The 13,325-nt window shown below is 61.0% G+C and carries 13 protein-coding genes; 7 read left to right on the plus strand and 6 right to left on the minus strand.

The annotated features are described in order from the left end of the window. The 4 genes from F7R06_RS16210 to F7R06_RS16225 form a co-directional block, all read right to left on the minus strand. Nucleotides 1-241: hypothetical protein (locus tag F7R06_RS16210; protein ID WP_151149682.1), on the minus strand; the 241-nt coding region annotated here is incomplete at its 3' end. A gap of 9 nt (nucleotides 242-250) precedes the next feature. Beyond that, nucleotides 251-634, minus strand: coding sequence for a glycine cleavage system protein GcvH (gcvH, locus tag F7R06_RS16215; RefSeq protein WP_090323437.1), 384 nt, complete (start codon nucleotides 632-634; stop codon nucleotides 251-253). A 435-nt stretch (nucleotides 635-1,069) separates the two neighbouring features. Further along, on the minus strand, nucleotides 1,070-2,578 hold the full coding sequence (locus tag F7R06_RS16220; RefSeq protein WP_090323435.1) for a sigma-54-dependent transcriptional regulator: 1,509 nt from the start codon (nucleotides 2,576-2,578) through the stop codon (nucleotides 1,070-1,072). Nucleotides 2,579-2,654: 76 nt separating this feature from the next. Then, nucleotides 2,655-3,578 (minus strand): LysR family transcriptional regulator, encoded by a 924-nt coding sequence (locus F7R06_RS16225; protein WP_090323434.1) that lies wholly within the window; start codon nucleotides 3,576-3,578, stop codon nucleotides 2,655-2,657. A 151-nt stretch (nucleotides 3,579-3,729) separates the two neighbouring features. Here F7R06_RS16225 and speB point away from each other — a divergent pair, with 151 nt between their 5' ends. The 5 genes from speB (at nucleotide 3,730) to F7R06_RS16250 (ending at nucleotide 10,347) form a co-directional block, all read left to right on the plus strand. Next, nucleotides 3,730-4,728, plus strand: coding sequence for an agmatinase (gene speB / locus F7R06_RS16230; protein WP_090323432.1), 999 nt, complete (start codon nucleotides 3,730-3,732; stop codon nucleotides 4,726-4,728). A 53-nt stretch (nucleotides 4,729-4,781) separates the two neighbouring features. Continuing rightward, nucleotides 4,782-6,290 (plus strand): aldehyde dehydrogenase family protein, encoded by a 1,509-nt coding sequence (locus tag F7R06_RS16235; protein WP_090323430.1) that lies wholly within the window; start codon nucleotides 4,782-4,784, stop codon nucleotides 6,288-6,290. A 140-nt stretch (nucleotides 6,291-6,430) separates the two neighbouring features. After that, complete coding sequence (locus F7R06_RS16240) at nucleotides 6,431-7,999, plus strand: purine-cytosine permease family protein (protein ID WP_090323429.1); 1,569 nt, start codon at nucleotides 6,431-6,433, stop codon at nucleotides 7,997-7,999. A gap of 3 nt (nucleotides 8,000-8,002) precedes the next feature. Next, nucleotides 8,003-9,691, plus strand: coding sequence for a choline dehydrogenase (betA, locus tag F7R06_RS16245; RefSeq protein ID WP_090323427.1), 1,689 nt, complete (start codon nucleotides 8,003-8,005; stop codon nucleotides 9,689-9,691). 197 nt (nucleotides 9,692-9,888) lie between these two features. Further along, nucleotides 9,889-10,347: a GNAT family N-acetyltransferase gene (locus tag F7R06_RS16250; protein WP_090323426.1), complete on the plus strand. Its 459-nt coding sequence runs from the start codon at nucleotides 9,889-9,891 to the stop codon at nucleotides 10,345-10,347. A gap of 28 nt (nucleotides 10,348-10,375) precedes the next feature. On the opposite strand, the gene F7R06_RS16255 is transcribed toward F7R06_RS16250, so the two are convergent. Continuing rightward, on the minus strand, nucleotides 10,376-10,681 hold the full coding sequence (locus tag F7R06_RS16255) for an NIPSNAP family protein (RefSeq protein ID WP_090323424.1): 306 nt from the start codon (nucleotides 10,679-10,681) through the stop codon (nucleotides 10,376-10,378). 245 nt (nucleotides 10,682-10,926) lie between these two features. On the opposite strand from F7R06_RS16255, the gene F7R06_RS16260 reads away from it, so the two are divergent. Both F7R06_RS16260 and F7R06_RS16265 read left to right on the plus strand, forming a co-directional pair. Continuing rightward, nucleotides 10,927-11,316: a c-type cytochrome gene (locus F7R06_RS16260; protein ID WP_090323422.1), complete on the plus strand. Its 390-nt coding sequence runs from the start codon at nucleotides 10,927-10,929 to the stop codon at nucleotides 11,314-11,316. Between the two features lie 350 nt (nucleotides 11,317-11,666). Next, nucleotides 11,667-12,125 (plus strand): hemerythrin domain-containing protein, encoded by a 459-nt coding sequence (locus F7R06_RS16265; RefSeq protein WP_090323420.1) that lies wholly within the window; start codon nucleotides 11,667-11,669, stop codon nucleotides 12,123-12,125. A 293-nt stretch (nucleotides 12,126-12,418) separates the two neighbouring features. Here F7R06_RS16265 and F7R06_RS16270 read toward each other — a convergent pair whose 3' ends face one another. Continuing rightward, nucleotides 12,419-13,303 (minus strand): ChaN family lipoprotein, encoded by an 885-nt coding sequence (locus tag F7R06_RS16270; protein ID WP_090323419.1) that lies wholly within the window; start codon nucleotides 13,301-13,303, stop codon nucleotides 12,419-12,421. Between the last annotated feature and the right edge of the window lie 22 nt (nucleotides 13,304-13,325).

The raw sequence follows: 13,325 nt of genomic DNA on the forward strand, positions 1-13,325 counted from the left end.
AGGTCTTGAACAGCTGGTTCTTGGCGGCGATGGATTTGATCATCGCCAATGCATCGGCTTCGCTCAGGCCATCTTCCAGGCCCAGCACGCTGGTGCCCTTGATGCTGTCGGGAATCACGCTGGCGCTGAGGGCTTCGAGGGAATCGAAGCCGAGGCTGTTGAGCATGGCTTGCTCGTCACCGGCGCGCGGGCCGATGTGGCGGGCGATGAATTCGTTACGGGTGTCGAGGAGGGTGGTCATACAGAATCCTCACGCGTCGGTCTGGTCTTGGATCAGGCGTTCGTAAGCGGCTTGATCGAGCAAGCGGGAAATCGCCGACGCGTCAGCAGGCTGGAAGCGGAAGAACCAGCCTTCGCCCAGCGGATCTTCGTTGACCAGCTCAGGGTTCGCGTCGAGCGCCGAATTCACTTCCACCACCTCACCGTCCAGTGGCATGCCGATGCTGCTGGCGGCCTTCACCGACTCCAGCACCGACACTTCGGTGCCAGCGTCGAAGCCGCCCAGTTCAGGCACCTGGACAAACACCACATCCCCCAGTGCCTGTTGGGCAAACGCCGTGATGCCAACGGTCACCGTGCCGTCAGCTTCGGTGCGCAGCCATTCGTGGTCGACGGTAAAACGCAATTCGCTCATATCTACTCCTCATTGTTCTGACTCATTCGCTGCAAGTGGCGAATGACGATGGGCAGGCTCGGTTGGGTGGCGAGCGTGGCTGAAGGAGTCGTAGCAAGGGCGGTGCCAATTTTGATTTATTGTTATAAATCAATGACTTGATGATGGATTTGGCTGTTTTGCGGTTTGCTCGTGTATTGAAATCAATACAGGCAGACCAGCAACAGGGGGCGGAGTCCGGGCCAGACGGGTTGAGGTGGTTTTGTCTTGGATTCGATACGCCGTATCGATTTGCATACATTGTTGGGCGGCACTCGAACCCTATGGGAGCGGGCTTGTCGGGTCGCCGCATCGCAGCGATTTCGGTGTGTCAGGTAACGAAAATGGTGACTGACATGGCCTCATCGCGGGCAAGCCCGCTCCCACAGGGATTTTCAGTGTTGCTGAAACCGGCTGTCAGGCCTTGTTGGGAATCCCGTACTTGCGCAAGCGAACGGCGATGGCGCTATGGGAGGTCTGCAAGCGTGCCGCGAGCAATCGACTGGACGGATAGCTGCGATACAACTGCTCAAGCAGGTCCTTTTCAAAACCTTCGACAGCCTCTTCCAGGCTGCCCACCTCGCCATCGTTCCGGCGCTCCACAGCGGTCCTGGCAATGTCGAGGTCGTCGAGGTCGACCAAGGGGTTTTCGCAAATCGCCGCCGCGCGGAAGATCACGTTTTGCAGTTGCCGCACATTGCCCGGCCAGCGGTTGCCGAGCAGGGCGGGAAAGGTGCTCGGCGCCAGGCGGCAGACCGGCCGCTGGATCTGCGCGCACGCTTGCTGCATGAAGTGCTGGGCCATCAGCAGGATGTCATGGCCGCGTTCGCGCAGCGGCGGCACTTGCAGGTTGAGCACGTTGAGGCGGTAGAACAGGTCTTCGCGAAAGTGCCCTTCGCTGACCATTTTTTCCAGGTCGCGGTGGGTCGCGCTGAGGATCCGCACGTTGACTTTGACCTCGCGATCACCGCCCACGCGGCGGAAGCAACCATCGCTCAAAAAGCGCAATAACTTGGCCTGCAGGTACGGCGACATTTCCCCCACTTCGTCGAGGAACACCGTGCCCTGATCGGCCAGCTCCAGCAGCCCGAGTTTGCCGCCCCGTTGGGCACCGGTGAAGGCGCCGGGGGCGTAGCCGAACAGCTCGCTTTCGGCCAGGCTCTCCGGCAGTGCCGCGCAATTGAGGGCCAGGAACGGCTTGTCACGACGACCGCTGATGGCGTGGCAGGCGCGGGCCACCAGTTCCTTGCCAGTGCCGGTTTCGCCCTGGATCAGCAGCGGTGCATCGAGGGCCGCGACCCGTTGGGCCCGGGCTTTCAGCGCACGGATCGGCGGCGATTCGCCCAGCAGCGCATCGAAGCCTTCGGCGTGATCGTGGTGCAGCGCCGACAGGCGTTCGCCGATGCGGTTCGGTTGATAGAGAGTGAGCAGGGCGCCGGCATCGGTGATCGGCATGGCGTCGAGCAGCAAGGTGTGGCCGCCGAGGCTGACTTCGCGCATGGGCAGACGAAAGCCGTGGGCGATCAGCGTCGGTTGCAAGTCGGGATCATCGAACAGCGTGCCCAGGGATTCACCGGCCGGTTCGCGACCGCACAAGGCGATCAAGGCCGGGTTGGCCAGCAGCACATGACCGCGATCATCCACCGCCAGCACCGGGTCGGAACTGGCGGCGAGCAAGGCATCCAGTTGCAGGCGCCGGCGTTGTCCCGGAAGGATGTCGACCAGGGTCACCGCTTGTACCCCGCGCACGCCGAACAGCGCTTCGCGCAACTCCTCCAGCACTTCGGCGCCGAGGGTCGGGGCATCGATGTAGACGTTTGGCGGCACCATTTCCACGGCGTCGAGGTTGAAGCTGCGACCGCCCAGCAGGGCCAGGACTTCCTGGGTAATGCCGACGCGGTCGATGAAGGTGACGTGGATGCGCATAGGTGGCCTTGACCGGTGATGAAGCGAAACGTTGCGTCGATGAGTATGGCGGGCGCCGTTTGAATTTGGCGAGCCGTCAATGCTTCTCGGGGGCTGGCGTTTGGCGGGAACAGGCCGCCAGGTCTTCGAGAAACGCCTGCAGGATCGGCGGTGGCGCCGTGCCGCGACGGGTGATCACGTCGAACGGCGACATCAGCTGCAAACTGGCGGGCGCCAGTTGGTGCATCTCGCCGGTCTTGATCCACTGCGCGGCAAAATGCGCCGGCAGAAAGCCCAGGTAAGCGCCGGAGATGATCAGGATCGCCAGGGCCTCGATGTTGTCCACGGTCGCCGCCGCCTTGCTCACGCCCAGGTGTTCCAGGTCGTATTGCTGCATGTAGCCGCGCACGACGATGCGGCTGGCGGCAATCTCTTCGAGCAGTTCGTCACCCTCGGCCTTGCTGCCAAACAGCGGATGCCGCCGCCCGCAATACAGCCCCAGCGCTTCCTGGTACAGCGGCGAATGCAGCAGGCCCGGCACGTAGATCGGGAAGTGCCCGATGGCCAGGTGCAGTCGCCCGTCGAGCACGCGCTCTTCCAGTTCGGCGGGGGTGCCGACGTACACGTTCAGGTGCACATCGTGGCCACGGGAGACGAAGCGCTGAGTGGTGCGCGGGATCGGCGAGTCGGGGTCGGTGATGGTGGTGTCGATGATCCCCAGGTTGAGCTTGCCGCTGATGTGCTGCTTGAGCACGTCAGCGTCCATGCAGAAATTTTCCACCGCCGAGAGCAGGCGCTGGGTGGCTTCATGAATCGCCACGCCTTGCTCGGTCAGGCGAAAGCCGCTGCGCCCGCGCTGGCAGAGTTTGACCCCAAGCCGGGTTTCCAGATGGGTCATCTGTTCGCTGATGGTCGACTGGCCGGCGTTCAACGCCGCCTGCGCAGCGGAAAACCCGCCGCAGCGGACAATGGTGGCAAAGACCCTGAGTAACTTCAGGTCGACATCGTGCAGTTGAATCACCTGGGACCTCCCGCCTGTGGATGCATCGGCAATGCCGATATGAGTATCTGATGTTTAGCATTTTTTCCACGAAAAGCTGCGCCCATAGTCACTCCAACGGCGGTCGCCTTGCAGTCCGCCAGGCCGATAACAAGAAGTGGAGAGGCTAGAAATGTCGAACAATGGTTATGAATCCGGTCGCCTGAACCTGCCATTCGTGGGTCATTGCACCTTTGGCAAGTCCCCGGTGTGCACCGACTGGGATGCCCTGGATGCCGACGTCGCGGTGCTCGGCGTGCCCAATGACATGGGCACCCAGTGGCGCTCCGGCGCACGCTTCGGACCACGCGGGATTCGTGAGGCATCGACGCTGTTTTCCTTCGGCCATGCCGGTGCCTACGACCACGAAGACGACGTGATGTACCTGACCGCCGCCGACGTGCGCATGGTCGACGTCGGTGATGCCGACATCGTCCACACCGATATGGAAACCAGCAACAAGAACACCGAATACGCCGTGCGCAAGATTCTCGATGCCGGTGTCATGCCGGTGGTGCTCGGTGGTGATCACTCGGTGCACGCCCCGGTCATCAAGGCGTTTGAAGGCCGCGGCCCGATCCACATCATCCACTTCGATGCGCACCTGGATTTCGTCGACGAGCGTCACGGCGTGCGTTACGGCCACGGCAATCCGCTGCGCCGCGCATCGGAAATGAACCACATCGTCGGTATGACCCAGATGGGCATCCGCAACGTCTCGTCGTCCAACCGCGACGACTACGAAGCGGCCCATGAAGCCGGTTCGAAAATCCTTTCGGTGCGCGATGTGCGCCGACTCGGCGTCGAAGGCGTGCTGGCGCTGATTCCGCAGAACATCAACTACTACATCACCATCGACATCGACGGTTTCGACCCGTCCATCGCCCCCGGCACCGGCACCCCGAGCCACGGCGGCTTCCTCTACTACGAAGTGCTGGAAATCATCCAGGCCCTGGCCAAGCGCAGCAAAGGCAACATCGTCGGCATGGACCTGGTGGAGGTTGCACCAGTCTACGACCCGACCGGCATGACCTCGATTCTCGCCGCGCAACTGCTGCTCAACAGCATCGGTTTCATCTTCCACGAGCGGGGCAAGGTGCGTGCGGCCCAGAGCGAAGCCACCCCAGCCTGATATCGAAACCACTAAACCCGGCAGGACCCGACTGCCGGGCAGAGAGAATAAAAATGGACACGATCGTCAAAAGTTACCTGCAAAAATTCGGCGTCTCCGAGGCCACCCAGACCTTCCTCGGCAAGGTCCAGAAAATGTTCATCGGCGGTGCCTGGGTCGAGGCCAGCGATGGCCAGACGTCCGAAGTCATCGAGCCGTCGACTGAAGGCCTGATCACGCGCATTCCCATGGGCACCACCGCTGATCTGGACCGTGCCGTGCAAGCCGCCCGAGCCCAGTTCGACGGCGGTGCCTGGCGCCAGGCCAAACCGGCCGAACGTGAACGGCTGATGCAACGCCTGGCCGACCTGATCGAACAGAACGCCGCCGAGCTGGCGGAAATCGAATCGATCGACATGGGCAAGTCGGTCGCCTTCGCCAAGGACGTCGATATCCAGGGTACCGTCGATACCCTGCGCTACTTCGCCGGCTGGGCCACCAAGCTGCACGGGCGTACCGTCGAGCCGTCGTTGCCGGGCAATTACCTGGCCTACACCCGCAAGGAAGCGGTGGGCGTGGTCGGTGCCATCGTGCCGTGGAACTTCCCGCTGCAAACCATGGCCTGGAAGCTTGGCGCGGCCCTGGCCACCGGTTGCACAGTGGTAGTCAAACCGGCTGAGCTGACTTCGCTGTCGGCCCTGCGTTTTGCCGAGCTGGTACAGGAAGCGGGCATCCCGGACGGGGTGATCAACATCGTCACCGGGCGCGGCAGCGTGGTCGGCGCAGCCATGGCCACCCACCCTGGCATCGACAAACTGACCTTCACCGGCTCGACCCCGGTCGGCCGTACCGTGGGGCGCGCCGCGCTGGACGACATGAAGCGCCTGACCCTGGAACTGGGTGGCAAATCACCGGTCATCGTGTTCGCCGACGCCGACATTCCGGCGGCGGCGCAGGCGGTCGCCAACGGGGTGTTTTTCAACTCGGGACAGGTATGCGACGCGGGCACACGGGCCTATATTCACAGCAGTGTCTATGACCAATTCCTGCGCGAGTTGATCGCCTATACCCGCACCCTGAAGATCGCGCCGGGGATGGACCCGGACTGCTTCATCGGCCCGCTGGTCTCGGCCCTGCAAAAGCAGCGCGTGACCGAGTACATCGAAACCGGCAAGCAGGAGGGCGCCCAGTTGGTCTACGGCGGCCAGCCGGTCGAGGGCCCTGGCTTCTTCGTCGAGCCGACCATTTTCGCCCATTGCCGTAACGACATGCGCATCGTCCAGGAGGAGATTTTCGGTCCGGTGCTGGTCACCGCACCCTTCGACGATGAGGAACAGGCACTGGCACTGGCCAATGACTCGCCCTATGGCCTGGCGGCGGCCCTGTATTCCAATGACCTGGGCAAGGTGCACAGCCTGATTCCGCGTCTGAAGGCAGGCTCGGTCTACGTCAACGCCCACGGCACCCTCGACCCGTCGATGCCGTTCGGCGGCTACAAGCAGTCCGGGTTCGGCAAGGACCTGGGCGCCGAGCAGCTGGACTACCTGCTCGAGACCAAGGCGGTCTGGATCACGCTGCCCTGAGCCATTCCTGCCTGCCGGGCACCAAGGACAATGCCAGGCAGGCAAAGGGGACACCTGTGGCGAGGGAGCAAGCTCCCTCGCCACAGGACCCGAAAAAATGCGGTTTTTTCGTCATGATCTTCCAACAATAAGAGTCCATCATGAACACAAACGCCAAGTCCGCCCCGAGCGTGTCGGTCCTCGATGACAAAATCGTCGTCGAAAGCCATTCGATTGACTTCATCCCCGAGAACGAGCGCACCGACAAACTGTCGAGCCAGGGCCCGTTCTGGTTTCTCGGTAACTTCACCTTTTTCACCATGACCATCGGCTTCGTCGGCCCAAGCGTCGGCCTGACCGCGCTCTGGACCACGCTGGCCGGTACGCTGGGCATCATGTTCGGCACGCTGTTCATGGCCTTTCATGGATCCCAGGGCCCACACCTGGGTCTGCCACAGATGATCCAGTCCCGCGCGCAGTTCGGTTATCGCGGGGTGATTCTGGTGCTGTTGGCGACACTGTTCGTGTTCGCCGGCTTCAACATCGTCAACCTCGTGCTGATGATGCAGGGACTGCACACGCTATTCGGCTTCAACCCCGCCGCGATTGCAGTGGCGGTGACAATACCGGCGGCGGTGCTGGCGATCCTCGGGCATGACTGGATGCACCGCAGCTTCAAATGGGCACTGTACCTGTCGTTGCCACTGTACGGCCTGGTGACCCTGGCGGTGTTGATGGGCTGGGTGCCGGATGCGGTGTTGCCGGCGCTCGGCGCCGGAGAAGTGGCCCCGGCACCGTTGGGTTTCAACTGGACCGGTTTCATCGCGCAATTCGCGGCCGCGGCGAGCTACAACATCGCTTACGCCCCGTACGTATCGGACTACTCGCGTTACCTGCCGAAGAACACCTCCAGCGGCAAGCTGATCGCGGTGGTGTTCCTGGGCGCTTCGTTGTCCGGTGCCTGGATGATTTCCGTGGGTGGCTGGCTGGCCGATCACCTGCACTCCACTGACGTGCTGGTGGCCCTCGGGCAAGTCGGCAACACCGTGTCGCCGCTGATGGGCACGGCCGTTGTGGTGATCACCATCCTGGCGTTCCTGCCGGTGATCGCGATGAACATCTACAGCGCCAAGCTGACCACCCTGACCTGCGTCGACTCGATCAAGCACATCGAACCGACCCGCAAGGCGCGGATCCTGGCCATCGCCTTTGTGATCCTGTTGCAACTGGGCGTGGCCCTGAGCATCCAGAGTTCCGGCAAAGGCCTGTCGGTGCTCGGCATCTACCTGGTGGTGATGCTGTACTTCCTGGTGCCCTGGACCTCGGTCAACCTCACCGACTACTTCTTCGTGCGCAAGGGCCGCTACGCCATCCCGCACTTCTTCATGCCCCACGGCAACATCTACGGCAGCTGGGGCCTGCGTGGCATCGCCGCTTACGCCATCGGCTTCGTCTCGATGATTCCGTTCTTCTACATCTTCGACGGCGTCGAACAGCGCGAAGTGTATGTCGGCCCACTCGCCAAGGCCCTGGGCAGCATCGACATCGCCTGGCTGGTCGGGCTGATCGTATCGGGGGTGGCCTACTACTGGCTGAGCCGCTCGATCGATCTCAAGCGCGAAGAAGCGGTCATCCAGCACATCGAGAAAACGTCCCCGCAATTCACCACTGGCGACAAATTGACCAAGCCGTCGAAGCCCGTTTTCAACGAATCGACGGTCCGGAGATAAATCATGGCTACGCAAAAATACGACTACATCATCATCGGCGCAGGCTCGGCAGGTTGTGTGTTGGCCAACCGCCTGAGCGAAGACCCGGCCACCTCGGTGCTGGTCCTGGAATTCGGTGGCAGCGACAAGAGTGTAGTGATCCAGATGCCCAGTGCGTTCTCGATCCCGATGAACACCAAGAAGTACAACTGGCGCTATGAAACCGAGCCGGAAACCTACCTCAACGGCCGTCGCATTCACTGCCCACGGGGCAAGGTGCTGGGGGGCTCGTCGTCGATCAACGGCCTGGTGTACATCCGCGGTCATGCCTATGACTTCGACGAGTGGGAATCCCTCGGCGCCCAGGGGTGGGGCTATAAAAACTGCCTGCCGTACTTCAAGCGCGCCGAGAGCTACGAGTCCGGCGGTGACAGCTATCGCGGGCAAACCGGACCGTTGCACACCACCAATGGCAACCACATGAAAAACCCGCTGTACGGGGCCTGGGTCGAAGCCGGCGCAGAAGCGGGCTACATCAAGACCGATGACTGCAACGGCTACATGCAGGAAGGTTTCGGCGCGATGCACATGACCGTGAAAAACGGCGTGCGCTGTTCCACCGCCAACGCCTATCTGCGCCCGGCCATGGACCGTTCGAACCTGACGGTGATCACCCACGCGATGACCCGCCAGGTCATCCTCGAAGGCAAGCGCGCCGTGGGCATCATCTATGACCACGGTGGCCAGACCCACCAGGTCTATTGCAACAAGGAAGTGCTGATTTCGTCCGGGCCCATCGGCTCGCCGCACCTGCTGCAACGTTCCGGCATCGGCCCGGCCGAGGTCCTGCGCAAGGCCGGGATCAATGTGCGTCATGACCTGCCGGGGGTAGGGGAGAACCTGCAGGATCACGCCGAGGTGTACATCCAGTTTGGCTGCAAGGAACCGGTGACGCTCAACAGCAAGATGGACCCGCTGAGCAAACTGATGATCGGTTTGCGCTGGCTGCTGTTCAAGGATGGCCTGGGGGCCACCAACCACTTCGAGGCCGGCGGTTTCATCCGCTCCGACAAGGGCTTGCGCTGGCCGGACATTCAGTTCCACTTTCTGCCGGCGGCCATGCGTTACGACGGCAACAAGCCGATCAAGGGCCACGGTTTCATGGTGCTGACCGGGCCGAACAAACCGAAGAGCCGCGGCTACGTGCGCGTGCGCTCCGCCGACCCTTACGAGCATCCGGAAATCCGTTTCAACTACCTGGAGCGCGAAGAGGACCGCGAAGGTTTCCGCCGCTGCATCCGCCTGACCCGCGAGATCATCGGCCAGAAAGCCATGGACCGCTTCCGCGATGGCGAAATCGCCCCCGGCGCGCACCTGACCAGCGATGAAGACCTTGATGCGTTCGTGCGGGACAACCTGGAGAGCACCTATCACCCTTGCGGTTCGTGCCGCATGGGCGAGGACGAATTGGCCGTGGTGGACTCCGAGTTGCGCGTGCATGGCATCGCCGGGCTGCGGGTGATCGATTCCTCGGTGTTCCCGACCGAACCGAACGGCAATCTCAACGCGCCGACCATCATGCTCGCCGAACGGGCATCGGACCTGGTGCGCGGACGCAAGATGCTGCCGGCGTCGGATGTGCCGGTGGGGCTGGTCGAAAACTGGGAAAACAGCCAGCGTTCGACCCTGCCGGGGCGTAACGTGCGGGTCTGAAGGCACTGCAACCCAAGGTGGTAGCGGGCTTGCTCGAGAAGGCGGTGCTTCATTCAACATTCATGTCGACTGACACGGCCGCTTCGCGAGCAAGTCCGCTACCACATAGGGTCGTGTTGTTTTCAGGAAAATATTACCTCTCGATTGAGCCTCCATTGCTAGTCTGTAGATCCTTGAGACCGCAATGGAGCACCCTCATGGCTATCCAGGCCCTGCGCGCCGACGCCTCGCACATCGACAAGATCGCCCCGTTATTCGACGCCTATCGCGGCTTCTACGGTCAGCCATCGAACCTGCCGCAATCCCGTGACTTCATCGCCGAGCGCATCGCCCGTGACGAATCGGTGATCTTTTATGCCGAGGACACCAGCGGCGAAACCCTGGGTTTCGTGCAGATGTTCCCGACCTTTTCCTCCATCGACGCGCACCGCACCTGGTTGCTCGGCGACCTGTTCAGCGCGCCCGCCGCTCGCGGCAAAGGCGTTGGCACCCTGTTGATGAACACCGCCCGCGACTTCGCACGGTTGAGCGGCGCCAAGGGCATGACCCTGGAAACTGCCACCGACAACCACACGGCGCAGCGCTTGTATGAGTCTTTGGGGTATGTGCGCGACCCGGGCTACTACACCTACTGCCTGGATTTGAAGCAGGGCTGAGCCCGGCGCTTCAAATCGCGGATGGCCCTTAACCGAACACCGGCCGGAAGAAACTGCGCTCATAGCTGAGGATGCAGCGGGTTTCTTCGGCATACTTGAACGCGGCGATGCACGCCGGGTCGTTCATCGACTCTTGGCGATAGGTTTCGTAAGCCGCCAGACTGGGGAAGGTGAACATCGCCAGGGCAATGTTGTTGGCACCCTCGGAGGGCAGGAAGTAGCCGTGATGCTGGCCACCGAACTTCTCCACCAGGGGAATCCACAGCTTGCCGTAGTGCTCGAATGCGTCGAGCTTGTAGGGGTCGAGCACGTATTTCAGGTAGCAAGTGACCATCAGTTTTCTCTCCTTATAAAAGTGCAGGCCGGGGTACAAGGGGCACTAGTCTGCCAAGGCCTGTATCAGACTGCCATCAGCGATTTGCGCTCAAGAAGCCGGGAGCAAAAGCTCGCCCTCATAGGCAGGGTGGCGTGCAAGGCGTTTCGCCCATGAACCCGCAACAATCCCTTCGATAAAGGCGCTGGACATGATGAAATGGCCGCCCCTTTCTGCCGTGCGTCATTACTGATCTGGAGCTGTACATGAACAAAGCTGCGGTGCTGACCTTCTTCTTGCTGCTTCAGGCAGGTTTGTCGGGTACGCAAGCCTTTGCGGCCGGTGATGCCGAGGCGGGCGGCAAACTGTTCAAGCGTGTGTGTGGGGGCTGCCATCAGATCGGCGAGTCAGCGCGAGCCTTCTTTGGCCCGCAACTCAACGGCATCATCGGGCGCACGGCCGGAAGCACCACCGATTACCAGTACTCCGACGCCATGAAGTCCTCGGGCGTGGTCTGGACCCGGGAAAAGCTCGCCGCGTACATCGAAGATCCCAAAGCCGTGGTCTCCGGTACACGGATGATCTTCTGGGGCATCAGCGATCAGGAAAAAATCGACGATCTGCTGGCCTATCTTCAGACTTTTCCGGCGCAGTGATCGGCCTGCGAAATGGCCCCCATTTGAACACCCCGTTGCATTCAACCTGACCCACGTATGAATCGCGTCAATCATGAACGCTGCCTTTTCCTTCCAGATTCGCTGGCGCGCATCCAGCAGTCTGAATAGTCCATGTGAACATCCACTTCATTTTTCAGTTTCTTCAAAGAGCGGCATATTTCGTGGGGTGAGAGCGCTTTGCTCGCCTATACTGAAAGATTGAACAGTATGGGTGAGTGCATGTTTCAAGCTATTGAAAAATATGAAAATTTAAAAGCGGCGGTAGCAAGGCAGGTTGCTTGTTAATAGTGTTTTTCTGTGGTGGTTTGGTGTCGTGACGAGGATTTGATATGAACGTCCTGTTGAAAGAACTTCATGCCTATCATCATGAAGTGGCCATGAAAATTACTCAGATCAAAGAGTTACTGAGGAAGCTGAGACATGACACCGATGGTGCTGATGACTGCAAGCTGTTGTTCAAGATGTTGGAAACCTTGCACGGCGATGCAGAGCGACACCACCATGAAAATGAAGAGCTTATTCGGCTGGCCTTGCTAGCGACTGAGGCACCGATTCATCAACGGGTCAAGGATATCGAGCGAGACCATCTGGCATTTGGGCGTATTGCTGGACAGCTGAAAATGTTGGAGGGCACAACCCAGGAAACGAGAGTGATTGCTGACACTGTCGATGACTTCATCAAAAAATATTACGATCACATGGATGCGGAGGAAAATATTTTCTTTCCGGTGGCAGACAAGTGGCTGTCAGACGACCAGTGGCAGGAAATAAAGCGTCAATGGCATTAATTGGAACTCATCGTAAACCTTGAAATTCAGCTACTACGTAGCACTCGACCTCATCCGGTCGTTACGTGGGTATCAAGTCACTCTCCCCGAGCCTCATCGACTCACCGGGGGGCGCGTATATTGACTGTTTTCTCGTTGCAAGTCCCTTCGCTTTGGCGTCTGTGCCGACGACACAAAAATCCTGGACTATCGACCAACGGCCACATGAGCGACATCGTGTTTGCATGGGGCAAAATCTTCCAGGTTGGTCAAGTCCATGCAATGACGCACGGCCATCCCTTTAGCATTTCCACTCACTGACGCAATTGCGCACAGTGATCCTGTTCCGCTTGTCCCGCCGTATACCACACGTAATCAGCGCTCTCGGCGCTCACGGTCTTGCCGGCTTCGGCTAGGATCAACACCAGGCTGTCCTGGCTGGCGCCGAGATCCTTCAAATGCAAAGGCACGCCCAGGTCCTTGCGCACATGGAACGCCCCGGCCAGTAACAGGGCAGGGGTTGGCGCCGCCAGCAGGCGCTCGGCCATGCGCCGGTCGCGCTGCTGCTGGACCGCGAGCATGGCCGGCAGCAGCGTTTCAGGCAGCAACCCGCAGTGGGACGCGCGCAGGTCGTCCAGCAAGGTGGCTTGAACCTGCGGCGTGTTGGACGCTGCACCACTCAGGGTCGGGGGCTGTTGGTAGATCTGCAGGATCTGCGAGCGGTCGAGGTTGGCTGACAACAGCGGGTACGGTTGACGCAACGCATAGTTGACCACGGCCCCGTAAACGCCCCAATCCCAATTGGCTTGCCAGGCCAGCGCCTGATAGGGATCGGTCGGTGGTTGACCGGCACGGCTGGCGGCCTGCGCGGCATCGACCCTGGCCTGTTGGTCGGGGTTGAGCATTTCCATCAGCAGGCTGCCCTGGGGACGTTGTGCCGCCAGTTCGCGCAGCAGCCAGAGTTGCAGGGCGTGGTGGTCGGGGTTGTCGTGTTGTTCGCCGACCAGCACCCGCGGCGCGTTGGCCAGGCGATCGACCAGTTGCTGCGGCGTGAGGCTGCGACCGCTGGCGAGTTCGCGGATGACCCCGAAGTCGGCGTGATCCCGCCCTTGCGGGGCCATCGGTGGCGGCGTCGGTGCCACGAGACGGGATTGGCAGGCCACCAGCAGGCTGAACAGGCAGAGCAACAGAATGCGCATGGGATGTCCTTGTGAGTCGATG

Source organism: Pseudomonas moorei (assembly GCF_008801475.1).
Taxonomy (GTDB): Bacteria; Pseudomonadota; Gammaproteobacteria; order Pseudomonadales; family Pseudomonadaceae; genus Aquipseudomonas; species Aquipseudomonas moorei.

Excerpts from the sequence above, each read along its gene's own strand:
- gcvH (WP_090323437.1), bottom strand. The coding sequence starts at position 634 with ATGAGCGAATTGCGTTTTACCGTCGACCACGAATGGCTGCGCACCGAA.
- F7R06_RS16220 (WP_090323435.1), bottom strand. The coding sequence starts at position 2,578 with ATGCGCATCCACGTCACCTTCATCGACCGCGTCGGCATTACCCAGGAA.
- speB (WP_090323432.1), top strand. The coding sequence starts at position 3,730 with ATGTCGAACAATGGTTATGAATCCGGTCGCCTGAACCTGCCATTCGTG.
- F7R06_RS16235 (WP_090323430.1), top strand. The coding sequence starts at position 4,782 with ATGGACACGATCGTCAAAAGTTACCTGCAAAAATTCGGCGTCTCCGAG.
- F7R06_RS16240 (WP_090323429.1), top strand. The coding sequence starts at position 6,431 with ATGAACACAAACGCCAAGTCCGCCCCGAGCGTGTCGGTCCTCGATGAC.
- betA (WP_090323427.1), top strand. The coding sequence starts at position 8,003 with ATGGCTACGCAAAAATACGACTACATCATCATCGGCGCAGGCTCGGCA.
- F7R06_RS16250 (WP_090323426.1), top strand. The coding sequence starts at position 9,889 with ATGGCTATCCAGGCCCTGCGCGCCGACGCCTCGCACATCGACAAGATC.
- F7R06_RS16255 (WP_090323424.1), bottom strand. The coding sequence starts at position 10,681 with ATGGTCACTTGCTACCTGAAATACGTGCTCGACCCCTACAAGCTCGAC.
- F7R06_RS16260 (WP_090323422.1), top strand. The coding sequence starts at position 10,927 with ATGAACAAAGCTGCGGTGCTGACCTTCTTCTTGCTGCTTCAGGCAGGT.
- F7R06_RS16265 (WP_090323420.1), top strand. The coding sequence starts at position 11,667 with ATGAACGTCCTGTTGAAAGAACTTCATGCCTATCATCATGAAGTGGCC.
- F7R06_RS16270 (WP_090323419.1), bottom strand. The coding sequence starts at position 13,303 with ATGCGCATTCTGTTGCTCTGCCTGTTCAGCCTGCTGGTGGCCTGCCAA.